We start from the raw sequence: 23,466 nt of genomic DNA on the forward strand, positions 1-23,466 counted from the left end.
ACGGTGGCACGATGGGGGGCATGGCGGCTCCACAGGTTGCACCGGTTGAAGCGCCGGACACCGAAGAGGTGCCGGTCGCCGACCGGGCATGGGTGACGATCGTCTGGGACGACCCCGTCAACCTGATGTCCTACGTGACCTGGGTGTTCCAGAAACTCTTCGGCTACAGCCAGGAGAAGGCCGAGAAGCTGATGCTCGACGTGCACAACAAGGGGAAGGCCGTGGTCTCCAGCGGCGCCCGGGAGCGGATGGAGCACGACGCGTCCCAACTGCACGCGTACGGGCTGTGGGCGACGGTGGACCGGGCGTGAGTACGTTTCGCCGACAGGGCGAGCACTGCGTGGCGACGTTCGCCGCCGACGAGGTGCGGGTGCTCCGCAAGGTCGCCTCGGAGGTGGTGGGACTGCTCACCGACGGCTTCGACCACACCGACCCGGTCGTCGGGCGGCTCTTCCCGGACACCTACCCGGAGAATCCGGGCGACTCGGCGGAACTGCGGCGCTACACCGAGGGCGACCTGAAGACGGGCAAGATCGACCAGGCGGGTGCGGTACTGGCGGCGCTGCCACCGGTCACCGGCGGGGAGGTACGCCTGGACGGCGAGGCCGCCGAGGCGTGGCTACGCGCCCTCAACGACGCCCGCCTCGCCATGGGCGTACGGCTGGACATCTCGGCCGACACCGATCTCGGCGACGAACTGGACGACGCGGTCCTGCACGACCCGACCTCGACCCGGGTGTTCCAGCTCTCCGTCTACGCGTACCTCGGCTACCTCCAGGAGTCGCTCCTCACCGCCCTCGTCGACTGAAAGGAAGGGCCCCTTCTTATCGTTTTCTGTATAAGAAGGGGCCCTTCCTAACACCTCAGACCCGGTCGAGGGCGGCGAGCTCCGCCTCGTCGAGGGTGAGTTCGGCGGCGGCCACCGAGTCCCGGATGGTCTCCGGGCGGCTCGCCCCGGGGATCGGGACCACCACCGGAGAGCGAGCCAGCATCCAGGCCAGGCAGACCTGCTGCGGGCTGACGCCCCGGGCGGCGGCGACCTCGGCGAACGGGGCGAACCGGCTGCCGAGGTCCCCGGCCCGGGAGATCCCGCCCAACGGGGACCAGGGCAGGAAGGCCAGCCCCAGCTCGTCGCAGAGTTCCAGTTCCGGCTCCGAGGCGCGGTACGCCGGGGAGTACTGGTTCTGCACCGACACCAGCCGGTCGCCGAGAATCTCCCGGGCCGCCCGGATCTGCTCCGGGTTGGCGTTCGAGATCCCGGCCATCCGGACCTTGCCGGCGTCGACCAGGTCCCGGACCGCGCCGATCGAGTCGGCGTACGGGACCTTGGGGTCGGGCCGGTGGTGCTGGTAGAGCCCGATCGCCTCCACGCCGAGCCGCTTGAGCGACGCCTCGCAGGCCGTCCGGAGATAGGCCGGCGAGCTGTCCACGGTCCAGCTTCCGTCGCCGGGGCGCAGGTGCCCGCCCTTGGTGGCGACGAGCACGCCGGAGGTGTCCCCGCCGTAGCTGGCCAGTGCCCGCGCGATCAGCGACTCGTTGTGTCCCACCTCGTCGGCGTGCAGGTGGTAGGCGTCGGCGGTGTCGATCACGGTGACGCCGGCGTCGAGCGCGGCGTGGATCGTACGCACCGAGCGCTCCTCGTCCGGGCGTCCCTCGATCGACATCGGCATGCCACCGAGCCCGATCGCGCTCACCTCGGCGGTACCGATGCGGCGTTGCTTCATCACGCAGCCTCCTTCAGTCGGGCACCCGGTCGGCAGTGTTCTTCCCCACCCGGTGCCCGCGCACCCGGTGTTCCCTGCTCGGGTGCGGCGGTTATCGACTTTCCCTTTCTGCCACAGGCCGGGGCGGAGCGCCGGGCTGGGCCGGGTGAGGTCGGCCACTCTCGTGGGCCGAGGTCGACCACTCCCGGCCGCCCGGACAGGCGGTAGGCTGGGGTCGTGCTGAGCATCGACCGGTCGATAGTCGAGGCGATCGTCGCGCACGCCCGCCGGGACCACCCGGACGAGGCGTGTGGCGTGGTCGCCGGCCCGGTTGGCGCCGACACCCCCACTCGACACATCCCGATGGTGAACGCCGCCCGGTCCATGACGTTCTATGAGTTCGACTCCATGGAGCAGTTGCGGGTGTGGCGGGAGATGGACGACCGCGACGAGGAACCGGCGGTCATCTACCACTCGCACACCGCGACCGAGGCGTACCCGTCCCGTACCGACATCTCCTTCGCCGGGGAACCGGGAGCGCACTACCTGCTCGTCTCGACCCGCGATCCGGACACCGAGGAGATTCGGTCGTTCCGGATCGTCGACGGGGTGGTGACCGAGGAGCCGATCCGGGTCGTCGACGCCACGGTGGACCCGAACGCGGTCCAGTCGTACATGTTCGGGCAGAGCCCGGCGACGGTCGACTACGAGTGTTCCGGCCGCTGACTTCATCCAGCTCAGCAGCCTGTCCGTAGTCCTTTTCCCCACTCCGTCGTTTCAAGGAGCACAACAGTCATGGCGATCGAAGTTCGCATTCCCACCATCCTGCGCAGCTACACCGGCGGCGCCAAGGTCGTCGAGGGGGCCGGCGACTCGCTGAACGAGCTCCTGTCCGACCTGGACGGCAAGTACTCCGGCCTCCGAGGCCGTCTGATCACCGACCAGGGTGCGCTGCACCGCTTCGTCAACGTCTACATCAACGACGAGGACGTCCGGTTCCTGGGCGCCCTGGACGCGAAGCTCTCCGATGGGGACACGGTGACCATCCTGCCGGCCGTGGCCGGCGGCGCGTTCGGCTTCGCGGCGGCAGCCGCGATCATCGGGCACGGTTCGGTTTCCGGGCACCGCGCGGCGTCCGCCGCCCGCTGAGGAGGCCGCCATGACGCGGTACGAGAGTCTGCTCGACGCGTGCGGCGGTACTCCGCTGGTGGGGCTGCCCCGCCTGTCGCCGACGGTGCCCGACGGGGCACCGCCGGTGCGGCTCTGGGCCAAGCTGGAGGACCGCAATCCGACCGGCAGCATCAAGGACCGCCCTGCGATGTTCATGGTCCGGGAGGCGGAGCAGGCCGGACGGCTCCGGCCGGGTGACACGATCCTGGAGCCGACCAGCGGCAACACCGGAATCTCCCTGGCCATGGTGGCCAAGCTCCGGGGCTACCGGCTGGTCTGCGTGATGCCGGAGAACGTCTCCACCGAGCGGGTGCAACTGCTCCGGATGTACGGCGCGGAGATCATCTTCTCGCCGGCCGCCGGTGGCTCCAACCAGGCGGTGGCGACCGCCAAGCAGATCGGCGCCGACCACCCCGACTGGGTGATGCTCTACCAGTACGGCAACCAGGGCAACGCCCGGGCGCACTACGAGACGACCGGGCCGGAGCTGCTGCACGACCTGCCCACCATCACGCACTTCGTGGCCGGGCTGGGCACCACCGGGACCCTGATGGGGACCGGTCGCTACCTGCGGGAGAAGGTCGACGAGATCGAGATCGTCGCCGCCGAGCCCCGGTACGGCGAGCTGGTCTACGGGCTGCGCAACATCGACGAGGGCTACGTCCCGGAGCTGTACGACGCCAGCGTGCTGACCCGGCGCTTCTCGGTCGGTACCCGGGACGCGGTACTGCGTACCCGGCAGCTCGTCGAGGTGGAGGGGATCTTCGCCGGTTTCTCCACCGGGGCGATCCTGCACGCCGCGCTGGCCGTGGCGCACGAGGCCGTTCGGGCGGGCCGCCGGGCGGACGTCGCGTTCGTGGTCGCCGACGGCGGCTGGAAGTACCTCTCCACCGGCGCGTACGGCGGCACCCTCGCCGATGCCGAGGAAGCCCTCGACGGCCAGCTCTGGGCCTGATCGACGGTCGTTTCCGCGTCGGCACCGTTCCCTGGACCGGTGCCGACGCGGCACACCGGGCAAGTGGGGCGTGCGAGGCACGGGTGCACAGTTTCCCGACATGCCAGAGTAGGTGACAGAACGTAACGGTAGGGCCGAAAGTGGCTTCTTGCCCCTACCGCACCGGGTCGCCCAAACCGGTTGTCACGTTCGCGACAACTGTTCTCAGATCTTTCTTGTGCCCAGGTGTCGCGGCGTAGGCTGCGCACCGTGGCAGACCTTCCGGCATTGATCGTCTACGCCTTGGTCGGCGGACTGTCCGTGACCATCAGTGACGGTAGGGCGACCTGATGCGATTGACCATTCTGGGCTGTGCCGGCAGTTTCCCCGGTCCCGAATCGGCCTGCTCGGCCTACCTGGTCGAGGCCGACGGGTTCCGGCTGCTGCTCGACTTCGGCTCGGGGTCGCTCTCCGCCCTCCAGCGGTATGTCGGACTCAAGGCGCTGGACGCGATCCTGCTGACCCACCTGCACGGGGACCACATCCTCGACGCCGTCCCGTACGTCGTGGTGCGCCGGTACGCCCCCGACGGGCCCTATCCGCCGCTGCCCGTCTACGCGCCGAGCGGTGCGCCGGACCGGCTCGCCAACGCCTACAGCCTGGACGACGGCTCGATCGACGACGTCTACACCTTCTACGGCCTACAGGCCGGCACCTTCCCGATCGGGCCGTTCGCGGTCACCGTCGACCGGGTCAACCATCCGGTGGAAACCTACGGCGTACGACTGGAGCACGGCGGCCGTTCGCTGTGCTACTCGTCGGACACCGCCCCCTGCGAGTCCCTGCTCCGGCTGGCCAACCGGGCCGACCTGTTCCTCTGCGAGGCAAGTTACCTGGACGGGGTGGACAATCCGCCGGACCTGCACCTGACCGGTCGGGAGGCGGGCGAGATCGCGACGAAGGCGGAGGTCGGCCGACTGCTCCTCACGCACCTGGTTCCGGCCTGGGGCAGCGAGGCGGTCACCTACGAGGCCGCGCTCTCCGCGTTCGCCGGTCCGGTGGAGATCGTCCGGCCGGGCGCCCGCTACGAGGTCTGACGTCCACGGCCCGAACACGTGCCGCGAAGATCCGGGCTTCGGCTGATTCGTCCCCGCGTACATGATCACGGGCCCCCACGGTGCCCGCTGGGCGTTTAGCATTCGCCGGGTGGGCCACCCTTCCTCCGGACCGCCGCACCCCGACTCTGCGGGTCAGCAACCCCCAGCGGGCTCCTACCCGCCGGCACCGCCGCCCAGCGGCTATCCACCGGCACCGCCGCCCAGCGGCTATCCACCGGCACCGTCGCCCGGCCCCTACCCGCCAGCACCGCAGTCGGGCCCGTACCCGCCGGGGCCGCCGGCCGGTCCGTACCCTCCGGCGCCGCAGCCCGGGGCTTATCCACCTGGACCGCCGCCCGGCGGCCAGCCGGCGGGGCCGCAGTATCCGGCCGGCTACCCCGCGCCGGGCAGCTACCCGCCACCGGGACCGGCGGCGCCCCATCCGGCCGGGCCGCCCGGCTATCCCGGTCATCCGGCCGGGGCCGGCTATCCGGGTGGACCGGGCTATCCGGGTGGACCGGGCCAGCCCGGTGCGGCCCTGCCGAAGAAGCGCAGGGGACCCGGGCTGCTCATCGTCCTCGCCGTGCTGGGCCTGCTCTCCGTACTGTGCTGCGGCGGTGTGGCCTACGGCGCCTGGTACCAGCCGATGCGGGAACGCGCGGACACCGAGGAGTTCTTCGTCGACATGGGGGTGCCGAAGGGCTTCGTGGTGAACGAGCCCCGGTTCCTGCCCGAGACCGAGACGCTCAACGCGGAGTACGAGATGCGCTGCCCGAATCAGGTCTGCCCGGTCAAGCCGGCCGAGGTGATCCACGAGTGGCTCGCCGACAATCGGATGAGCCACATGACGATGCAGGACGTCGAGCAGTGTCTGGGCCGGGCGGCGCGGGATGCCACGCTCTGCGAGCTCGAGTGGACGGTGGACGGCAAGAGCATCCAGGTGTTCGCGGTCTGGGGCTTCATCGAGGAGCGACCCGAGGACCGGGAGTGGGTGCTCAAGACCACGGTCCGCGGCTACTGACCCGGGGCGGTACGACCGGCCGGGCGACGGTCGGCGTGGGCACCCGGGGCACCCTCGGTCGCGGCGAACCGGCCAACACATAAGCTGCGGGGATGGCGCGACCTGACGGGCGGCGGCCCGACCAACTCCGACCGGTGACTCTGACCCGACGGTGGAGTATCCATCCGGAGGGCTCCGTTCTGATCGAGTTCGGTGACACCCGGGTGCTCTGCACGGCGAGCGTCACCGAGGGGGTACCGCGCTGGCGCAAGGGCTCCGGCCTGGGCTGGGTCACCGCGGAGTACTCGATGCTGCCCCGGTCGACCACCACCCGCTCGGACCGGGAGAGCGTGCGGGGCAAGGTCGGTGGCCGTACCCACGAGATTTCCCGGCTGATCGGGCGCAGCCTGCGGGCCTGCATCGACCTGAAGGCGCTCGGGGAGAACTCGATCGTGCTCGACTGCGACGTGCTCCAGGCCGACGGCGGTACCCGGACCGCCGCCATCACCGGGGCGTACGTGGCGTTGCACGACGCGGTGAACTGGTTGGCCGACCGGAAGTCGCTGGTCGGAAAGCCGGCGGCGGTGATGCACCGGTCGGTCGCCGCGATCAGCGTCGGGATCGTCGAGGGTGAACCGCGACTCGACCTGAACTACGTCGAGGACGTGGCGGCCGAGGTGGACATGAACGTGGTCTGCACCGGGGCCGGGGACTTCGTCGAGGTGCAGGGCACCGGCGAGGCCGGCGTCTTCGCCCGGGACCAACTCGACGCGCTGCTCGACCTCGGTGTGCTCGGTTGCGCCGAGTTGGCCGACGCCCAGCGGAAGGCGCTCGCCGAATGACCCGGGTACTGCTGGCGACGCGGAACGCCAAGAAGCTGGTCGAGTTGCAGCGGATCCTGGACGGCGCGCTCGGTCCGCAGCGGATCCAACTGGTGGGGCTGGCCGACGTGCCGGCGTACCAGGAGGTTCCGGAGACCGGGCTGACCTTCGGGGAGAACGCCCTCCTCAAGGCCCGCGAGGGCGTCAAGTGGACCAATCTGCCGACCATCGCCGACGACTCCGGGCTGGCCGTGGACGCCCTGAACGGGATGCCCGGGGTGTTCAGCGCCCGCTGGTCCGGCCGGCACGGCGACGACCGGGCCAACCTGGACCTGGTGCTGGCGCAGATCGGGGACGTACCGGACGAGCACCGGGGCGGTGCCTTCGTCTGCACGGTGGCGCTGGTGCTGCCCGGTGGCAAGGAGCACCTCGTCGACGGCCGACAGACCGGCCGGCTGCTCCGCGCCCCGCGCGGCGAGGGCGGGTTCGGCTACGACCCGATCTTCCTCGGTGACCAGCAGGACCGGACGAACGCCGAGTTGTCGCCGGAGGAGAAGGACGCGGTGAGCCACCGGGGCAAGGCGCTGCGGGCCCTGGCCAAGGTGATCGCCAAGGCGCTGCCCGTCGAGAGCGGCGGCTGGGCCGGGCGCTAGCCGGTTGGCCGGCGCTGCGGACCGGTCACGTCGGCGACCAGGGTGAGCAGCAGGACCGCGTTCGCCACGATCATGATCCCGAGCGGCGGCAGCAGCGGCATCGCGGGTCCGATCGCGACCAGCGCGACGATCGCGACCACCCGGGACCAGAGGATCCGGCCGGCCACCACGTAGTCGAACAGGCAGGTTCCGAGGAGGAACAGCGCCGGGCCGCCGAACAACACGAGGATCCAGGCCACCGGCGTGCTGCGCCACGGATCGTCGATGACGAGCGAGATGCCGGTCGAGATGAGCACGGTGCCGGCCACCATCACCAGATGGGTGTACGACGTCGAGGTGCCCGGGCGGACCCGTTCCACCGAGGCGAGGTTGCCCGGCGCCAGCAGTTGTCGGATCCGGTGGAAGTAGAGCTGGAACAGCAGCACGGTGCTGGCGAACGCCACCGCGGAGACGGCGAGCCGGTCGGCGTCGAAGTCGGCGGCGAGCCCGGAGCCGGCGGTCAGGATCAGCTCTCCGAGCGCGATGATGAAGATCTCCCGGTGCCGCTCGGCCAGGTGCGTACCGGTGAAGATCTGACTCGAGAGTTCGGTCCGGCCGAGGCGCGGGGTGGGCCAGCCGATCCGGGCCGAGCCGAGGTCGACCGCCACGGCGACGGTCCAGAGCACCAGTCGGGTCGTGCCGTCCGTGAACACCCCGCCGATCCAGAGCCCGGCCGTGACCAGGAACCAGAAGAAGACCCGGACGCTGCGGGCCTGGATCGCCCGGTGCACCCGGGTGCTCGGGATGAGGACCGCGTCCCGGGCGAGGTGGATCCCGAAGTACGCGGCGACGAAGACGAACCCGTGCGCCCCGAAGGCTCTCGGTACCGCGACCGCCATCACCAGGGTGCCGAGCATGATCAACAGCACCAGGGCCTGGACTATCGGCAGCCGGGGATTGAACAGGTCGGTGAGCCACGCGGTCAGCACCCAGACCCACCACGCGGCGAGCAGCAGTACGGCGGTCTGCGCGACGTTGCGGATGCTGAGGTCGTCCACCAGCGCCTGCGAGAGCCGGGACAGCATGAAGATGTAGACGAGGTCGAAGAAGAGTTCCAGGAACGTCGGGTACTCGGGTTCACCGCGTTTGCGGAGGATCCGGGGAAGCTCGCTCGTCGTCACGGCTCCGGCCTCCTACGGCACCCCGGCAGGCACTCCCTTCTGCTACCCCTAAACCTACAAAACAGGGAGTGATCGGACAGCCGAACCCATAGTGTCGGGGGTGGCGACGCCGCTGGCGGGCGTACGGACGGGATGGGCGCAGCGATGGCGACGGGCTGAGCGATGGCGACGGGCGGCGACGCCGGGAATCCCGCACCGGCTCAGCCCGATCCGAGCCGCCCCAACTACCTCGAACTCTTCTTCGACCTCGCGTACATCTTCGCGTTGATCACCCTGTCGAAGAAGGCGCTGCACGATCTGACCTGGGTTGGTCTCGCCCAGACCCTGGTGCTGCTGCTGGCGTTCACGCTGATCTGGGCGCTGTCCGCGTGGGTGGGTGATCGGCTGGACCTGAACCAGCCGTCCGTCGCACCGCTGGTCCTCGGCATCATGGCGGGCAGCCTGCTGATGGCGGGCGTGGTGCCGGAGGCGTACGGCGACCGGGGGCTGCTGTTCGCGGTCGCCTACCTGTCGATCCACTTCGGCGCGGGGGTCTACTCCGTGCTGTTCATCCGCGGTCCGGGAGTGAGCCTCAGAAGTGGCCGTACCCTGCTCTGGGAGTCCGTCGCCGCGCTGGCCTGGATCACCGGCGCGCTCCTGGCGACCGGAGGCGCCCGGGCGGCGTTCTGGGCGGTGGGGCTCGTCGTGGAGTACCTCGGGGTCGTGCTCGGCTGGCCCGCACCCTGGTCCCGGCGCCGGCTGCCCCAGGCGCCGAGGCCGGTCGGCGAGCGGATCTCCGAGCGCTACCGGCAGTTCGTCATCATCGCGCTCGGCGCGTCGATCTTCCTGGTGGGTAGTTCGTTCAGCGAGGGCCCGTACACGACGGCTCGTTCCGGAGCGCTCGTGGTGGTCTTCATGATCACTGTGCTGATCTGGCGCATCTACATCTACCGGGCCGGGGAACTGATGACCGGCACCATCTCCACCTCCGGCAACCCGGAGCGGCTCAGTCAGATCGCCGCCTTCGTCCACGTCGTCCTGGTGGCCGGCATCCTGGGTACGGCGGTCGGAGTCCAGCTCGTCATCCGGCGCCCGTTCGGCGACACCCCGACGTCCTGGGCGGTGGCCATCCTCGGCGGCCCGGCGGTGTTCCTGATCGGCCGCGCCCTGCTCGACTACACGGTGTTCGCCCACGTGAACCGGGCCCGGCTGATCGGGCTGCTGCTGCTGGCCGGACTGGCGGCGGCCACGTCCCTGCTGCCGCCGATCATGATGGCGCTCGCCGTCGTGGGCATCCTGGCCTACATCGCGACGTCGAACCTGATCCAGACCCTCCTCCAACCCCCGACCCCGGTGACCCGCTGACCGTCGGCGGATGGCGCGGGACCAGCCATCGCCGGCCTGGGCATCGTCTGCACGGCGGTCGCGTTCGTCGTCTTCTTCGCGCTGATCCGCGAGGTCGGCACCTCCCGGGCACCGGCAGGTCGACCGGGTCGATCGGGTCGACCGGCAGATCTCCCGGACAGGACCCGGCCGAACAGCTCAGCGGCGCCAGCCGGGATCCCGGCCCATGAGGCCGAGCGCCCGGTCGAGTGCGGACGACGAGGCCGGCACGGGGACCTCGGGCCCGTAGGCGCCCATCTGTCGGCCCTGCTCGGCGGTCCTCGTGATCTCCTCGTGCACGTATTCGAGCAGCTCGTCGTCCCAGCTCGGCTTCTGTCCGGTCGCCCGGGCCAGGTCCCAGCCGTGCGTGACCATCTCGCAGACGACCATCCCGCCGATCATCGAAGCCGGCAGCTCGGTCGGGCCCACGACGCGGGTGGTGCCCTCCCACGCGGTGGATTGGCTCCAGGCGTCGGCCGTCCGCCCGACCTGTGCCGCCAGGTCGGCAGCCCAGTCGCCGCCGGTCAGATCCACCTCGGTCTCGGAAGCGGCCGGCGCCGGTACGGGCTCCTTCCGTCCGGCCCCCTCCAGCGAGGGTCCCCAGAACAGCAGGTGGTTGACCAGTTGGCGGACGGCGTACTCGGTGCACGGCGTGGGCGCGTCGAGCTGGTCGGGCTTTATGTTGCGAACGATCTCCACCAGAGGTGCGGCGGCACGCGTCGCCAGTTGTAGGTCAGCCATGAGGCAAGCAGAACATGCTGCTCGGCGGATGTCTTGAACGAACGCGACATAGGCTTGCCGGCATGGCCAGGGATGTCCGTGAACTCGCCGGGGCGTGGACGAAGTACCAACGCCACGCCTTTCCGGAGCCCTCGCCCGCACTCGCCCCGTACGTCGAGCTTTACTGGGTGGTCTCCTGGGAGTACGCCGAGCCGTACCGTCAGTTGATCGTGCCGTACCCGAGGGTGCACCTGACGTTCCGCAACGGCCGCGCGACGGTGCAGGGGGTGAGCAGCCGCCACGAGATCAGGGTGTTGGCCGGGGTCGACGGCGTCCTCGGGGTGGCGTTCCGGCCGGGTTGCTTCCGGCCGTTCCTGGGCGCGTCGGTCTCGTCGATCACCGACCGGGCGCTCGACGCGGCCGAGATCTTCCCCGGCGAGTTCCCCGATCCGCTCGATGTGCCGACCGTGGAGCGGTACCTGCTGTCCCGGCGGCCCGAACCGGACGCCCGGGCGGAATCGGTAGCGGAGATCGTCGCCACCATCGCCGCTAATCCGACGATCAACCGGGTCGACGCGTTGGCGGACGATCTCGGCATGACCGTCCGAGGGTTGCAGCGGCTGTTCGCCGAGTACGTCGGCATCGGCCCGAAGTGGGTGATCCGGCGCTACCGGCTGCGTGAGGTGACCGAGCGGCTGGAGCGGGGTGAACCGGTCGACTGGGCAACCCTGGCCGCCGAACTCGGGTACGCCGACCAGGCGCACTTCGCCCGCGACTTCAAGAAGATGTTCGGCGAGTCACCAACCTGGTACGCCGAGCGCTACTAACGCGCGGCCGGGTGCGGGTCAGGCCGACGCCGACCAGCACGACGACCATCCCGGCGACGATGCGGGCGCTCAGGTGCTCGTCGAGGACGATCGCGCCCAGGGTCACCGAGACCACCGGCAGCAGGTAGCCGACCGTGGCGGTGGTGGTCGGGCCCTCCTCGGCGAGCAGCCGGTAGTTGAGGTGGAAGGTGATCCCGGTGCCGAAGACGCCCAGCACCAGGACGGCGATCAGCGCGGTGAGGCTGGCATCCAGCGGATTCGCGGGGGCCACCGGCAGCGCGACGGTGGCCAGACCGGTGGCGGCGAGCAGTTGGGCTGCGGAGAGGGCGAGCGGCGCGGTACCCCGGCCGGTGAGGTGCCGAGCCATGTAGGCGAAGGCGACGGCGTAGCTGGCGGCGGCGCCGAGCAGCAGCAGCGCGCCCCAACTGGTCAGCCCACTCTGCTCCCAGGGGGCGAAGATGAGCAGGGTGCCGGCGAAACCGAGCAGCAGGCCGGTCAGCCGGAGCGGACGCAGGCCGCGTTCCGTACCGAGCAGCAGGCCGATCAGCAGGGACCACAGCGGGGTGGTGGCGTTGAGTACGCCGGCCACGCCCGAGTCGACGGTCTGTTCGCCGACGCTGAACAGGAAGAACGGCAGGGCGTTGCAGAAGAAGGCGGCCACCAGTAGGTGACCCCAGGTTCTCCGGTCGCGCGGAAGTCGCTGCCGGGCGGCGTAGGCCAGGGCCAGGAGTACGGCCGCGCCGAGGGCGCACCGGAGCACGGTGATCTGTAGCGGGGACAGGCCGCCGCCCAGCGCGATCTTGATCCAGAGGAAGCCCGAGCCCCACAACAGGGCGAGGACGGCCATCCGGACGAGGGTTCGGGGTGAGCCGAGCACCGTTACGCCTCCTGACGTGGGATCCGATCCCTACCGTGTCCCGGACGCCGTCATTAGACAAGCGAAAAGATCTGTACGCAGTGTTAAGCTCACCTTCATGCTTGACGTACGCCGGATGCAGGTGTTGCGGGCGGTGGTGACCAGCGGCTCGGTCACCGCGGCGGCCCGCGAACTGGGCTACAGCCCGTCGGCGGTGAGTCAGCAGATGGCGGCGCTGGAGAAGGAGGCCGGGATCGCCCTGTTGGAGCGGACCGGCCGGGGCGTACGGCCCACGGAGGCGGGCCGGGTGTTGACCGAGCACGCCGCCGGAATCGACAGGCACGTCGCCGAGGCGGAGACCGCCCTCGCCGACCTGCGCGCCGGGCGTACCGGTCGGGTGTCCCTCGGGTACTTCGCGACCGCCGGAGCGACCCTGGTCGCCCCCGCGCTGGCGGCGCTGCGCCGGGACCGCCCGGAGGTACGGGTCGACCTGAAGCTGGTCGATCCGGATGACCCGCTCCAGGAGGTGAAGCAGGGCCGGGCCGACCTGGCCCTCGTGGTCCGGTCACCCGATCGCCCCCCGGTCGACGGCATCCGGTTCGTCCATCTTCGCGACGACAGCTATCGCGCCGTGCTGCCCACCGGACACCGGCTGGCCACGAAGCGGCTGCTCGACCTCGCCGACCTCGCCACCGAGCCGTGGGTCGGCAGCGAGTGGCCGGGCCCCTGTCTGGACGTGATCCTCGACGCCTGCGGCTCGGCCGGCTTCCGCCCGGACTTCGTGGTGGAGAGCGAGGACTACGCCACGGCGCAGGGTTTCGTCGCCGCCGGGCTCGGCGTCAGCCTGGTGCCGGAACTGGGGCTGGGCAGCCGGCATCCCGCCGTGGTCGTCCGCAAGGTCCGTAACCCGCAGCCGGTCCGGGGGATCTACGCGGCGGTACGCGAATCGTCACCGCCCCGGCCCGCGCTGCGTGGACTCCTCGACGCGCTGCGGACCGCGGCGACCGCCGAACGCCAGTCGTGAACGGCGAAGCGCCGCGGCCGCCCGCTGATCTCGTGGCTCCGCAGTGGACGGCCGAATCGCTCAACCACAACCCGTTGAACGGCGCGACCGGGGGAATCTGGCGGGTGGGCCGCGCCGGCCAAAATGCGATCCTGAAGATCGCGACGCCGCCGGGGCGGGACGGAGTACCGGCGCACTGGGCGCCGAGCACCGACCAGGGGCACTACTCGACGGGGAGCCGGGTGCGCGCGACCAGGCACGGCCACTCCGTCGCGCAGGCCCGGCAGAGCCAGATCGGCCGTTGCGGCAGGTGTTCCCGGGGCGCGTCGGCGGTCATCGAGAGCCGCTGCCCCGGGCCCGGGGCGCTTGCGCGGGGGTGAACCGTCCGGCCCGCCGGACCGCCGCCACTTCGATCATGTCCGGGCGGCGGTGTCCCGGCCACCGGCTGTTGCGATGCCGTCCGGGGATGGCTCGTGGAGCGGCCGGGGCGTCCAGCCAGAGTGGGGCCACGACCGGCAGTTCCAGCGTCGGCCACCAATCCAGGCCCGGCTGCTGGTCGGGTTGGTGGTGTGGATGTTCGGCGTACGACATGGGACCCCTTCCGTGGTGTGGATGGGGGCCGCCGGGTAGCGGCCGGCGCCCCCGCACGGCACGCCCGGGTACCTCTGCGACCGACCTCTTGCCACCGAGCGTGACGGCCTGCTTCCACTCTGGACGTGAAGGCTCTACGCTCGGTAGCCGATCTGACTTTCCGTGATCGGGTGTGCGGGCCGAGTGATGCCTGTGTTGTGCGGTGGCGTACCCGAGGAGAGACCGGCCCGGCGTGTGGAGGAGATGTAGTGGGCGACCTGAACGATTCGATGGCGGACTTCATCGTCGAGGAGATCCGCCGGGCCCGGTGCACGGCCGGGATGACCCAGGAGGCTTTCGGCAAGGGAGCGAACTGCTCGGCATCCCTGGTCAGCGCGGTAGAGAACGGAACCCGGGCCCTGACCATGGACTACATCAGGGGCGCGGACAACGCGCTGAAGACCGGCGGCCTGTTCCTGCGCCTGGTAGAGCAGTTCGACGCCGGTGTCGGCTCGCCGGTCTGGCTACAGGAATGGTTGACCAAGGAACGCGAGGCCACCTCGATCCGCTGGCACGAGCCGTCGCTGGTGCCGGGTCTGTTGCAGACCGAGGCGTACGCCCGAGCGGTGCTGACCGGCGGCCGGCTGCTCACCGCGAAGCGGGTGGAGCAGTTCCTGGCGGCCCGGCTGGACCGGCAGTCGGTGCTGTCCCGGGATGACCCGCCGCAGTTCGTCACGGTGCTGGACGCCGCGGTGTTGCGTCGGCCGATCGGCGGGCCGGCGGTGATGCGGGAGCAACTCGACCACCTGCTGACCAGCGCCGAGCAGCCACACATCCACCTGCACGTGGTGCCGGACGGGGTGGGCGCCTACGCCGGGCTGGCCGGCGGATTCATCCTGATGAAGGGGAAGAGCGGCGAGATTGCCCATGTGGACAGCGCGTTGCGGGCGCACATCACCGCCGACCCGGACGCCGTTGCCAGCCTGCACAACAGGTGGGAGAGTCTGAGAGGTGAGGCGCTGCCGCACACCCCCTCGATCGAACTGATCACGGAGATAGCGAAGTCATGGACCTGACCCGCGCCACCTGGCGGAAGTCGACCCGCAGCGACAACGGTGGATCGGCCTGCGTCGAGGTGGCCGACAACTTGGCCGGAGTGGTCGGGGTCCGGGACAGCAAGGACCGGTCCGGGCCGGTGCTGACCTTCGGTCCCGACGCCTGGCGGACCTTCGTCGCCGAGGTGGCCCACCGGCGATAGTCGGCTGGCACACTCTGGCGATGGCGAGATCCGGCGCTCGGTGGAAGAGGCCGACCCTTCTGGGCATCGCGTTGCTATACACCGGCATCCGCGCGCCCGACATCCTGAGCGAGGGTAGCTGGCGCTCCTGGGTGGCCGTACCGATCATCATCGCGCTTCTGTGGATCTTGGCGAGGGAGATCTGGACGGCGGCCCGCAGGCAGACCGGTCGGTCGGCCGCCAGCGAGGAGCGCGCGCCCGATTCGTAGCGCCAACCACCCTCGGGACTGCCGGCGGCGGACCGGCTCAGCCGAGCGGGCCCACCTCCGCCTCGATCGCGGCGCGCAGCTCGGGACCGGCGATCACCGTACGGGCCGCCTCCATCGCCGGGGCGAGGAAGATGTCCGGACCGGGCTCGCCGAGGAACGGGGTGACCGCCGCGACGGCGGCCCGACCGGCCGGCGACGGCACGAGCGGAGCCCGCAACTGCAACCCGCGTACCCCGGCGATCAGTTCCACCGCGAGCAGGCTGGTCAGGTTCTCCAGCACGGTACGCAGCTTCACGGCCGCCGCCCAGCCCATCGAGACGTGGTCCTCCTGCATGCCGCTGGTCGGCAGCGAGTCGACCGAGGCGGGGGCGGCCAGTCGACGGTTCTCCGCGACGATGCCGGCGGCGGTGTACTGGGCGATCATCAGCCCGGAGTTGACTCCCGCGTCGGGGGAGAGGAACGCCGGCAGTTCCCGGGACCGGGCGACGTCGAGCAGCCGGTCCACCCGGCGTTCGGCGATCGCGCCGACCTCGGCGGCGGCGATGGCGAGGAAGTCGGCGGCGAAGCCGAGCGGGGCGCCGTGGAAGTTGCCGGTCGACTCGACCCGGCCGTCCGGCAGCACCACCGGGTTGTCCACCACCGAGAGCAGTTCCCGGCCGGCCACCTGATCCACGAAGGACAGGGTGTCCCGGGCCGCCCCGGCGACCTGTGGTGCACAGCGCATCGAGTACGCGTCCTGGACCGCGTGCGCCAGGTCGTCCCGATGGGAGTCCATGATGGGCGAGTTCTGGAGCAGCCGGTGGATGTTGGCCGCCGACAGCGCCTGCCCCGGATGCGGGCGGATCGCGTGCAACTCCGGCAGGAACGGCCGCTCCGAGCCGAGCATCGCCTCGATCGCCAGTGCCGCCGTCACGTCCGCCATCGTGAACAGGTGCCCGGCGTCGGCGATCGCCAGCAGCAGCATCCCGAGCATCCCGTCGGTGCCGTTGACCAGCGCCAGCCCCTCCTTCGCGGCCAGCGTGACCGGCCGCAGCCCGGCCGTACGCAGCGCCACCGCCGCGTCCTGCCGGGTGCCGTCCGGGGCGAGCACCCAACCCTCGCCGAGCAGCACCAGCGCGCAGTGCGCCAGCGGGGCCAGGTCGCCGGAGGCGCCGAGCGAGCCGTGCTCGGGTACCCACGGGGTGATGTCGGCGTTGAGCAGGTCGACCAGGGCCTGGGCCAACTCGGGGCGTACCCCGGAATGGCCGAGCGCGAGCGACCGGATCCGCAGCAGCATCATCGCCCGGACCACCTCGCGGGGCATCGGGGCGCCGACCCCGGCCGCGTGCGAGCGGATCAGCGCGTGCTGCAACTCGGCCCGCCGCTCGGGGGCGACGAAGGTGTTGGCCAGCGCGCCGAAGCCGGTCGAGACGCCGTAGACCGGGCGACCGGTCTGCTCGATCCGGTCGACGATCGCGCGACTGGCCGCCATGGCATCCAGAGTGGAGGGATCGAGGGCGACGGTCGCGGTGCCCCGGGCGACCGCCGCGACATCGGCCGGGGAGACCCCGGTGGGTTGGACGGTGACGACGGATCGGGTCACGGTTGCCATTGCGGTACTCCGTTGTGCAGGACCTGGATGATCAGTGGAACCCCTGGCCGGTAGGCCAGGTGCAGATATGAGGGCGCGTCGAGGATGCTGAGGTCCGCCGGTACCCCGGGACGCAGCACCCCGGCGTCGGGGCGGCGCAGCGCCCGCGCGCCACCGGCGGTCGCCGCCCAGACCGCCTCCGCCGGGGTCATGCCCATCTCCCGCACCGCGAGCGCGATGCAGAACGGCAACGACGAGGTGTACGACGAGCCGGGGTTGCAGTCCGTCGCCAGCGCCACGGTCACCCCCGCGTCGAGCAGCCGCCGGGCGTCCGGGTACGGCGACCGGGTGGAGAACTCGGCGCCGGGCAGCAGCGTCGCCACCGTCTCCGAACCGGCCAGCGCGTCGATGTCGGCGTCGGAAAGGTGCGTGCAGTGGTCCGCACTGGCGGCGCCCAGCTCCACCGCGAGCTGCACTCCCGGCCCCGGGCCGAGCTGGTTCGCGTGCACCCGTACGCCGAGTCCGGCGGCCTGCCCGACGGTCAGGATCGCCCGCGCGTGGTCGGCGTCGAAGGCGCCCCGCTCACAGAAGACGTCGATCCAGCGGGCGTACGGCAGGGCGGCCCGGAGCATCGGACCGCAGACCAGTCCGACGTAGTCGTCCGGGCGGTCGGCGTACTCGGTCGGCACCACGTGCGCGCCGAGGAACGTCGTCTCGGTGGTGTACTCGCTGGCGATCCGCAGCGAGCGGGCCTCGTCGGCGACGTTGAGGCCGTACCCACTCTTGATCTCGATCGTGGTGGTGCCCTGCCGCAGCGCCTCGACGCGCAGCCGCCCGACGATCTCGCGCAGCCGGTCGTCGCTGGCGGCCCGGGTCGCGGCGACCGTGGTCCGGATCCCACCGCCGGTGTACGGCTGTCCGGCCATCCGGGCGGCGAACTCGGGCGCCCGGTCACCGGCGAAGACCAGGTGCGCGTGGCTGTCCACGAACCCTGGCAGTACGGCCCGGCCGTCGGCGTCGATCCGCCGGTCGGCGGCCGGCGCGTAGCGGGCCGGGCCGATCCAGGCGACCTCGCCGTCCTCGATCAGCAGTGCGGCCTTGCGGCGGATGCCGAGCGGGCCGTCCTCGCCGATCCCCGCCACGTTGGTGACCAGCTCGCCGATGTTGTCGATCAGCAGTTTCACGATCCCCCCACCGCCCCGATCGCCTCCGCCAGCGCGGCGGGTACGTCGAGTGTTGCGTGCCGGCCGTCCCGGACCACCACCCGGCCGTCGACCAGTACGTCGGTCACGTCCGCGGCGGTCGCCGCGCCGAGCGCGCCCGCCGCCGGCACCCCGGCGGTACGGGCGCTGTCCAGCCGTACCGTCACCAGGTCGGCGCGGGCTCCGACGGCGATCGTCCCGGCGCCGGCCCAGCCCAGCGCCGCGTGCCCGGCCCCGGCGGCGGCGTGCAGCAGTTCGGCCGGGGTGAAGTGACCCCGGCGTAGCGTGCGCAGCCGCTCGTGCGCCTCGACGCCCCGGGCCTCCTCGAAGAGATCGAGTACGGCGTGGCTGTCGCTGCCGAGGCTGAGCGGGCAGCCGGCGTCGACCAGCGGGCGGGCCGGGCCGATCCCGTCGGCGAGGTCCCGTTCGGTGGTGGGGCAGAGGCAGGCCCCGGTGCCGCTGCCGCCGAGCAGTGCCCGGTCGGCGTCGGTGAGGTGGGTGGCGTGCACCGCCGTCGTCCGTGGACCGAGCGCGCCCGCGTCGGCCAGCAGCGCGGTCGGGGTCCGCCCGTGGTACGCCAGGCACGCCTCGTTCTCGGCCGGCTGCTCCGACAGGTGTACGTGCAGGGGGCCGCCGCGCTCCTCCGCCCAGCCGGCGACCACCGGGATCTGGTCGGCGGGTACGGCCCGCACCGAGTGGATCGCGGCACCGACCCGCACGGTGCTGTTGCCGGTGCTGGCGCTGTTGCCGCTGCCGGCGCTGTTGCCGCTGCCGGCGCTGTTGCCGCTGCCGCTGCCGGTGCCGGTGCTGGTGCCACTGCTGGTGGTCGGGGTGAAGCTGCCGGCCCGGTCGGCCCAGCGCCCCGCGTCGCCGTCGCCGAACCGCAGTTGCGGGCCGGTCAGCGGCTGCCCGTCCACGGTGGCGGTCAGGTAGCAGGTGTCCAGCAGCGTGAGCCGGATTCCCGCCTGGCTGGCCGCCTCGACCAGCGCCGCGCTCATCGCGTTCGGATCGTCGTAGCGGCGCCCGCCCGGGGCGTGGTGCAGGTAGTGGAACTCGCCCACACAGGTGATCCCGGCGAGCGCCATCTCGGCGTACGTGGCCCGGGCCAGCGCCAGGTAGCTGTCCGGGTCGAGCCGCCCGGCGACCTCGTACATCCGGTCCCGCCAGGTCCAGAAACTGCCGCCGGCACCCTCGGTACGCCCGCGCAACGCCCGGTGGAAGGCGTGCGAGTGCGTGTTGGCCAGCCCCGGCAGGGTCAGCCCGGACAACCGGTACGCGTCCGCCGACCCCGCCGGCACCCCGACGGTGATCCCGGTGAACCGCCCGTCGGCCAGCTCGATCAGCACGTCGGCGTCCGGTACCGGGCGACCCGGCAGCCAGGCGTACTCGGCGTGGTAGCGGACCGGGCCGGTCACCGTACGGCCAGCTCGTCGAGCACGTCGGCCAGCCGTCGTACGCCCTCGGCGCAGTCGTCGTCGCCGGCCGACTCGGCGGGGGAGTGCGAGACCCCGGTCGGGTTCCGGACGAAGAGCATCGCGGTCGGCACGTGCCCGGCGAGGATCCCGGCATCGTGTCCGGCGGCGGTCGGCAGCACCGGTACGCCCTCGCCGAGCACCCGTCCGAGGGCCGCGTTCAGCCCGCCGTCGAACTCCACCGACGGGCTGAGCGACTCCTGGGTCAGCCCGAGCGTCGTACCGTCCCGGGCGGCCCGGTCGGCGGCCTTGACGCGTACCGCCTCGACCAGGGCGTCCAGGGTGCCGGCGTCGGCGGCCCGGGCGTCCAGCCAGCCCCGGACGAGCGCCGGGATCGCGTTGGTGGCGTTCGGCTCGACCTCGACCCGGCCGACGGTGGCGTGCGCACCGCGCAGCCGGGCCTCCTTGTTCGCGGCCAGCACCGTGAACGCGAAGGTCAACATCGGGTCGCGGCGGTCCGACATCCGGGTGGTGCCGGCGTGGTTGGCCTCGCCGGCGAAGTCCAGCCGCCAGCGCCCGTGCGGCCAGATCCCGCTGGCCACCCCGACCGGTGCGCCGAGGTCGACGAGCGCCCGGCCCTGCTCGATGTGCAGTTCGACGAACGCGCCGATCCGGTCCAGCGTCTCCGGGCGGGCGCCGGCCGGTCGACCGCCCATCGCCTCGGCGAGGCTGACCCCGTCCCGGTCAATCAGCGCCGCCGCCCGGTCCGGGTCGAGCGCGCCGGTGAGCAGCCGCGACCCGAGGCAGGGTACGCCGAACCGGGACCCCTCCTCCTCGGCGAACGCGACCACTGCGACCGGGCGCCGGAACTCCCGACCGGCCTCCCGCAGGGCCCGTACGGCGAGCAGGGCGCTGACGATGCCGAGCGGCCCGTCGTAACCGCCGCCGTACGGGACCGAGTCGAAGTGGCTGCCGACCAGGACCGCGTTCCCGTGCTCCGGCGCCGGCCCGTACCAGGCGAACAGGTTGCCGTTGCCGTCCTGGGCGACGGTGTGCGCCCCGTCGGCGACGGCGGTGTCCCGGAACCACTCCTCCAGTTGCCGTACCGGCTCGGTGAAGCCGTACCGCAGGTACCCGCCCGTCCCGGCGTCCCGCCCGATCGGCGCGATCTCCGCCCAGCTCCGCTGGAACTGGGTGTTAGGAAGGGGCCCTTCTACAACAGAATCCGATAACAAGGGGCCCTTCCTTACAGCTCGGTGATGGGGATGCGGAGGTTGCCGGTGGTGGCGGCCTGGGCGGCTTCGGGGTAGCCGGCGTCGACGTGCCGGAGTACGCCCATCGCCGGGTCGTTGCTCAGGACCCGTTCGATCTTCTGGCCGGCGAGGGCGGTGCCATCGGCCACGCAGACCTGGCCGGCGTGGATGGAACGGCCGATGCCGACGCCGCCGCCGTGGTGGATGCTCACCCAGGAGGCGCCGCTGGCGGTGTTGACCAGGGCGTTGAGCAGCGGCCAGTCGGCGATCGCGTCGGAGCCGTCGGCCATTGCCTCGGTTTCGCGGTACGGGGAGGCGACGGAGCCGGCGTCGAGGTGGTCGCGGCCGATGACGACCGGGGCGGTCAGCTCGCCGGAGGCGACCATGTCGTTGAACCGGACGCCGGCCTTGTCCCGCTCGCCGTGGCCGAGCCAGCAGATCCGGGCCGGTAGGCCCTGGAAGGCGACCCGTTCGCCGGCCAGTCGGATCCACCGGGCCAGCTGCTCGTTCTCCGGGAACAGCTCCAGCACGGCCCGGTCGGTGGCGGCGATGTCCGCCGGGTCGCCGGAGAGCGCCGCCCAGCGGAACGGGCCCTTGCCCTCGCTGAACAGCGGCCGGATGTACGCCGGCACGAAGCCGGGGAAGGCGAACGCCCGGTCGTACCCGCCGAGCTGGGCCTCGCCCCGGATCGAGTTGCCGTAGTCGAAGACCTCGGCGCCGTTGTCTCCGAAGCCGACCATCGCGGCGACGTGCTTGACCATGGCGGCCCGGGCCCGTTCGGTGTACTCGACCGGTTTGGCCCTGGCCAGTTCGGCCGCGTCGGCGAGTTCGACGTCCTCGGGGACGTACGACAGCGGGTCGTGCGCGCTGGTCTGGTCGGTCACGATGTCGATCTCGACACCCCGGCGGAGCAGCTCGGCGAAGACCGTGGCGGCGTTGCCGACCACGCCGACCGAGAGCGCCTGGCCGGTCCGCTTCGCCGCGAGCGCCTGCTCGACCGCCTCGTCGAGGGAGTCGGCCACGGTGTCGAGGTAGCGGGTCTGCACCCGGCGGGCCAGCCGCTCCGGGTCGATGTCGACGATCAGGCAGGCGCCGCCGTTCATGGTGACCGCGAGCGGCTGCGCCCCGCCCATTCCGCCGCAGCCGGCGGTCAGGGTCAGGGTGCCGGCGAGCGAGCCGTTGAACCGCTTCGTGGCGACGGCGGCGAAGGTCTCGTAGGTGCCCTGGAGGATGCCCTGGGTGCCGATGTAGATCCAGGATCCGGCGGTCATCTGGCCGTACATGGTGAGGCCGAGCTGTTCGAGGCGGCGGAACTCCGGCCAGGTCGCCCAGTCGCCGACCAGGTTCGAGTTGGCCAGCAGTACCCGGGGGGCCCACTCGTGGGTCCGGAGCACCCCGACCGGCCGGCCCGACTGGACCAGCATGGTCTCGTCGTCCTTCAGCGTGGTCAGGGTCCGGACCAGCGCGTGGTACGAGGGCCAGTCCCGGGCCGCCCGCCCGGTTCCGCCGTACACCACCAGGTCGTCCGGGCGCTCGGCGACGTCCGGGTCGAGGTTGTTCATCAGCATCCGCAGCGCCGCCTCCTGCGGCCATCCGACGGCGGTCCGGCTGGTGCCGCGGGCGGCGCGGATCGGCTCGGGCATGACGACTCCTTCTGCAACGGTGAAGCGGCGGTGTGGGTGGTGTGGGCGGTACGGGGTGCCGGCGGTGGTGAACGTTGGCGGACTACCCGATGAACAACTGTCGGCGTACGGCGGACTGCTCGAACTCCTCCAACCGGCGCTGGCTGTCGGCGGGTACGGCGTCGCAGATCGCCTGCAACAGCACCATCGACAGGGCCATCGGCGCGGTGTGCAGGTCGAAGACGAGCTGGGCGCCGACGGCGGCCGGCAACACGATGTCGGCGTACTCGGCGGCGGGGCTGACCGCCGAATCGGTGATCACCACCACCGACATCCCGGCGGCGCGCGCCTCGCGGAGCGCCTCCAGCGACTCCCGGGGGTACCGGGGCAGGACGATCGCCAGCAGGGCGTTCGCCCCGGCCGCCCGGGCCTGTTCCAGCCGGTCGGTCAGCAGGCTCCCACCCGAGTCCAGCACCCGTACGTCCGGCAGCACCTTCGCCGCGAAGTAGGCGAAGTACCCGGCCAGCGGCGCGGCGGCGCGCAACCCGAGTACGACCAGTGGACGGCTGCCGGCCAGCAGGGTTCCGGCGGCGGTCACCCCGTCCCGGTCGGTGAGCTGCTCGGCGAGCCGGTCCAGGTTGTCGGCCTCGGCGCGCAGGGCCCGCTGCGTCTCGTTCCCGGTCGGGGCGCCGAGGTCCGGTCGGCCGTACCCGGCGGCGGCGATCTCCCGTAACCGGCGGCGCAGCGCCGGATAGCCGTCGTAGCCCAGCGCCATCGCGAACCGGGTCACCGAGGGCTGGCTGACCTTGGCCAGCTCGGCGACCTCGGCCGCCGAGAGGTAGGCGGCGGAGGCGGCATGCTGGACCAGGCTGTGCGCGATCCGTCGCTGCGTCGGGGTCAGCCGGATGCCCTGGAACAGGTCGAGCACGCGGTCCATCGGTGGGGCCGCGATGACAGCGCTGTCATTCACGAGATGACTGTATGCATGAAATAATTCAGAGGGCAATGGGACCCCGGGAACGTGG

At 71.6% G+C, this 23,466-nt stretch carries 26 protein-coding genes; 15 read left to right on the top strand and 11 right to left on the bottom strand.

The window, feature by feature from the left end:
* The first annotated feature begins 20 nt into the window (after positions 1-20).
* Complete coding sequence (gene clpS / locus H4W31_RS15390) at positions 21-311, top strand: ATP-dependent Clp protease adapter ClpS (protein ID WP_192767284.1); 291 nt, start codon at positions 21-23, stop codon at positions 309-311.
* Entirely contained in the window at positions 287-808 is a 522-nt protein-coding gene (locus tag H4W31_RS15395) for a DUF2017 domain-containing protein (RefSeq protein ID WP_192767285.1), read from the top strand. Before clpS ends, H4W31_RS15395 begins: the two co-directional genes overlap by 25 nt.
* A gap of 55 nt (positions 809-863) precedes the next feature.
* On the opposite strand, the gene H4W31_RS15400 is transcribed toward H4W31_RS15395, so the two are convergent.
* Entirely contained in the window at positions 864-1,724 is an 861-nt protein-coding gene (locus H4W31_RS15400) for an aldo/keto reductase (protein WP_192767286.1), read from the bottom strand.
* 216 nt (positions 1,725-1,940) lie between these two features.
* On the opposite strand from H4W31_RS15400, the gene H4W31_RS15405 reads away from it, so the two are divergent.
* The 7 genes from H4W31_RS15405 (at position 1,941) to rdgB (ending at position 7,378) form a co-directional block, all read left to right on the top strand.
* Positions 1,941-2,429: a Mov34/MPN/PAD-1 family protein gene (locus H4W31_RS15405; protein WP_192767287.1), complete on the top strand. Its 489-nt coding sequence runs from the start codon at positions 1,941-1,943 to the stop codon at positions 2,427-2,429.
* Between the two features lie 69 nt (positions 2,430-2,498).
* Positions 2,499-2,852, top strand: coding sequence for a MoaD/ThiS family protein (locus H4W31_RS15410; protein ID WP_192767288.1), 354 nt, complete (start codon positions 2,499-2,501; stop codon positions 2,850-2,852).
* A gap of 10 nt (positions 2,853-2,862) precedes the next feature.
* Complete coding sequence (locus tag H4W31_RS15415; protein WP_192767289.1) at positions 2,863-3,828, top strand: PLP-dependent cysteine synthase family protein; 966 nt, start codon at positions 2,863-2,865, stop codon at positions 3,826-3,828.
* A 329-nt stretch (positions 3,829-4,157) separates the two neighbouring features.
* Positions 4,158-4,904 (top strand): MBL fold metallo-hydrolase, encoded by a 747-nt coding sequence (locus tag H4W31_RS15420; protein WP_192767290.1) that lies wholly within the window; start codon positions 4,158-4,160, stop codon positions 4,902-4,904.
* A 109-nt stretch (positions 4,905-5,013) separates the two neighbouring features.
* Positions 5,014-5,925: a hypothetical protein gene (locus tag H4W31_RS15425; RefSeq protein WP_192767291.1), complete on the top strand. Its 912-nt coding sequence runs from the start codon at positions 5,014-5,016 to the stop codon at positions 5,923-5,925.
* 92 nt (positions 5,926-6,017) lie between these two features.
* Complete coding sequence (gene rph / locus H4W31_RS15430) at positions 6,018-6,746, top strand: ribonuclease PH (protein WP_192767292.1); 729 nt, start codon at positions 6,018-6,020, stop codon at positions 6,744-6,746.
* The gene (rdgB, locus tag H4W31_RS15435; RefSeq protein WP_192767293.1) at positions 6,743-7,378 is read left to right on the top strand and encodes an RdgB/HAM1 family non-canonical purine NTP pyrophosphatase; all 636 of its coding nucleotides are present in this window, start codon (positions 6,743-6,745) and stop codon (positions 7,376-7,378) included. Before rph ends, rdgB begins: the two co-directional genes overlap by 4 nt.
* Here rdgB and H4W31_RS15440 read toward each other — a convergent pair.
* Positions 7,375-8,538, bottom strand: a complete 1,164-nt coding sequence (locus tag H4W31_RS15440) for a low temperature requirement protein A (RefSeq protein WP_192767294.1) — start codon at positions 8,536-8,538, stop codon at positions 7,375-7,377. The two genes, rdgB and H4W31_RS15440, sit on opposite strands and share 4 nt — an antisense overlap.
* A gap of 162 nt (positions 8,539-8,700) precedes the next feature.
* Between H4W31_RS15440 and H4W31_RS15445 the strand changes: the two genes are divergently transcribed.
* On the top strand, positions 8,701-9,882 hold the full coding sequence (locus H4W31_RS15445; RefSeq protein ID WP_192767295.1) for a low temperature requirement protein A: 1,182 nt from the start codon (positions 8,701-8,703) through the stop codon (positions 9,880-9,882).
* Between the two features lie 177 nt (positions 9,883-10,059).
* Here the strand turns inward: H4W31_RS15445 and H4W31_RS15450 are convergent, their stop codons facing one another.
* A complete protein-coding gene (locus tag H4W31_RS15450) occupies positions 10,060-10,641 on the bottom strand; it encodes a TIGR03086 family metal-binding protein (RefSeq protein ID WP_192767296.1) in 582 nt (193 codons plus the stop codon).
* 62 nt (positions 10,642-10,703) lie between these two features.
* On the opposite strand from H4W31_RS15450, the gene H4W31_RS15455 reads away from it, so the two are divergent.
* Complete coding sequence (locus H4W31_RS15455; RefSeq protein ID WP_192767297.1) at positions 10,704-11,447, top strand: helix-turn-helix domain-containing protein; 744 nt, start codon at positions 10,704-10,706, stop codon at positions 11,445-11,447.
* On the opposite strand, the gene H4W31_RS15460 is transcribed toward H4W31_RS15455, so the two are convergent.
* Positions 11,398-12,294, bottom strand: coding sequence for a DMT family transporter (locus tag H4W31_RS15460; RefSeq protein WP_192767298.1), 897 nt, complete (start codon positions 12,292-12,294; stop codon positions 11,398-11,400). The two genes, H4W31_RS15455 and H4W31_RS15460, sit on opposite strands and share 50 nt — an antisense overlap.
* 127 nt (positions 12,295-12,421) lie before the next feature.
* On the opposite strand from H4W31_RS15460, the gene H4W31_RS15465 reads away from it, so the two are divergent.
* Positions 12,422-13,327, top strand: coding sequence for a LysR family transcriptional regulator (locus H4W31_RS15465; protein WP_192767299.1), 906 nt, complete (start codon positions 12,422-12,424; stop codon positions 13,325-13,327).
* 312 nt (positions 13,328-13,639) lie between these two features.
* Here the strand turns inward: H4W31_RS15465 and H4W31_RS15470 are convergent, their stop codons facing one another.
* Positions 13,640-13,897 carry a hypothetical protein gene (locus H4W31_RS15470; RefSeq protein ID WP_192767300.1) on the bottom strand — a complete coding sequence of 86 codons (258 nt, stop codon included), beginning with the start codon at positions 13,895-13,897 and terminating at the stop codon, positions 13,640-13,642.
* Positions 13,898-14,145: 248 nt separating this feature from the next.
* Here H4W31_RS15470 and H4W31_RS15475 point away from each other — a divergent pair, with 248 nt between their 5' ends.
* From H4W31_RS15475 to H4W31_RS15485, 3 genes are read left to right on the top strand one after another with little or no spacing between them, the layout of a single operon-like run.
* Positions 14,146-14,952: a helix-turn-helix domain-containing protein gene (locus H4W31_RS15475; protein ID WP_192767301.1), complete on the top strand. Its 807-nt coding sequence runs from the start codon at positions 14,146-14,148 to the stop codon at positions 14,950-14,952.
* Positions 14,943-15,134 (top strand): DUF397 domain-containing protein, encoded by a 192-nt coding sequence (locus tag H4W31_RS15480; RefSeq protein ID WP_192767302.1) that lies wholly within the window; start codon positions 14,943-14,945, stop codon positions 15,132-15,134. The genes H4W31_RS15475 and H4W31_RS15480 overlap by 10 nt, the downstream gene beginning before the upstream one ends.
* Positions 15,135-15,154: 20 nt before the next feature.
* Positions 15,155-15,382 carry a hypothetical protein gene (locus H4W31_RS15485; protein ID WP_192767303.1) on the top strand — a complete coding sequence of 76 codons (228 nt, stop codon included), beginning with the start codon at positions 15,155-15,157 and terminating at the stop codon, positions 15,380-15,382.
* A gap of 37 nt (positions 15,383-15,419) precedes the next feature.
* Here the strand turns inward: H4W31_RS15485 and hutH are convergent, their stop codons facing one another.
* The 6 genes from hutH to H4W31_RS15515 form a co-directional block, all read right to left on the bottom strand.
* On the bottom strand, positions 15,420-16,973 hold the full coding sequence (gene hutH, locus H4W31_RS15490; protein WP_192767304.1) for a histidine ammonia-lyase: 1,554 nt from the start codon (positions 16,971-16,973) through the stop codon (positions 15,420-15,422).
* Positions 16,961-18,139: an imidazolonepropionase gene (hutI, locus tag H4W31_RS15495; RefSeq protein ID WP_192772131.1), complete on the bottom strand. Its 1,179-nt coding sequence runs from the start codon at positions 18,137-18,139 to the stop codon at positions 16,961-16,963. Before hutI ends, hutH begins: the two co-directional genes overlap by 13 nt.
* Positions 18,133-19,569, bottom strand: coding sequence for a formimidoylglutamate deiminase (locus H4W31_RS15500; RefSeq protein WP_192767305.1), 1,437 nt, complete (start codon positions 19,567-19,569; stop codon positions 18,133-18,135). The genes hutI and H4W31_RS15500 overlap by 7 nt, the downstream gene beginning before the upstream one ends.
* Positions 19,566-20,801, bottom strand: a complete 1,236-nt coding sequence (locus H4W31_RS15505; RefSeq protein WP_192767306.1) for an allantoate amidohydrolase — start codon at positions 20,799-20,801, stop codon at positions 19,566-19,568. The genes H4W31_RS15500 and H4W31_RS15505 overlap by 4 nt, the downstream gene beginning before the upstream one ends.
* Before the next feature lie 11 nt (positions 20,802-20,812).
* Entirely contained in the window at positions 20,813-22,462 is a 1,650-nt protein-coding gene (gene hutU / locus H4W31_RS15510; RefSeq protein WP_192767307.1) for a urocanate hydratase, read from the bottom strand.
* A gap of 82 nt (positions 22,463-22,544) precedes the next feature.
* Complete coding sequence (locus tag H4W31_RS15515; RefSeq protein WP_192767308.1) at positions 22,545-23,411, bottom strand: MurR/RpiR family transcriptional regulator; 867 nt, start codon at positions 23,409-23,411, stop codon at positions 22,545-22,547.
* Positions 23,412-23,466: the final 55 nt, after the last annotated feature.

This window comes from Plantactinospora soyae (assembly GCF_014874095.1).
Lineage (GTDB): Bacteria > Actinomycetota > Actinomycetes > Mycobacteriales > Micromonosporaceae > Plantactinospora > Plantactinospora soyae.

Coding starts and splice junctions, on each gene's coding strand:
- H4W31_RS15410 (WP_192767288.1), top strand. CDS start 2,499: ATGGCGATCGAAGTTCGCATTCCCACCATCCTGCGCAGCTACACCGGC.
- clpS (WP_192767284.1), top strand. CDS start 21: ATGGCGGCTCCACAGGTTGCACCGGTTGAAGCGCCGGACACCGAAGAG.
- hutU (WP_192767307.1), bottom strand. CDS start 22,462: ATGCCCGAGCCGATCCGCGCCGCCCGCGGCACCAGCCGGACCGCCGTC.
- H4W31_RS15415 (WP_192767289.1), top strand. CDS start 2,863: ATGACGCGGTACGAGAGTCTGCTCGACGCGTGCGGCGGTACTCCGCTG.
- H4W31_RS15455 (WP_192767297.1), top strand. CDS start 10,704: ATGGCCAGGGATGTCCGTGAACTCGCCGGGGCGTGGACGAAGTACCAA.
- rdgB (WP_192767293.1), top strand. CDS start 6,743: ATGACCCGGGTACTGCTGGCGACGCGGAACGCCAAGAAGCTGGTCGAG.
- H4W31_RS15400 (WP_192767286.1), bottom strand. CDS start 1,724: ATGAAGCAACGCCGCATCGGTACCGCCGAGGTGAGCGCGATCGGGCTC.
- H4W31_RS15450 (WP_192767296.1), bottom strand. CDS start 10,641: ATGGCTGACCTACAACTGGCGACGCGTGCCGCCGCACCTCTGGTGGAG.
- H4W31_RS15480 (WP_192767302.1), top strand. CDS start 14,943: ATGGACCTGACCCGCGCCACCTGGCGGAAGTCGACCCGCAGCGACAAC.
- H4W31_RS15470 (WP_192767300.1), bottom strand. CDS start 13,897: ATGTCGTACGCCGAACATCCACACCACCAACCCGACCAGCAGCCGGGC.
- H4W31_RS15465 (WP_192767299.1), top strand. CDS start 12,422: ATGCTTGACGTACGCCGGATGCAGGTGTTGCGGGCGGTGGTGACCAGC.
- H4W31_RS15445 (WP_192767295.1), top strand. CDS start 8,701: ATGGCGACGGGCGGCGACGCCGGGAATCCCGCACCGGCTCAGCCCGAT.
- hutH (WP_192767304.1), bottom strand. CDS start 16,973: ATGGCAACCGTGACCCGATCCGTCGTCACCGTCCAACCCACCGGGGTC.
- H4W31_RS15460 (WP_192767298.1), bottom strand. CDS start 12,294: ATGGCCGTCCTCGCCCTGTTGTGGGGCTCGGGCTTCCTCTGGATCAAG.
- H4W31_RS15485 (WP_192767303.1), top strand. CDS start 15,155: ATGGCGAGATCCGGCGCTCGGTGGAAGAGGCCGACCCTTCTGGGCATC.
- rph (WP_192767292.1), top strand. CDS start 6,018: ATGGCGCGACCTGACGGGCGGCGGCCCGACCAACTCCGACCGGTGACT.
- H4W31_RS15420 (WP_192767290.1), top strand. CDS start 4,158: ATGCGATTGACCATTCTGGGCTGTGCCGGCAGTTTCCCCGGTCCCGAA.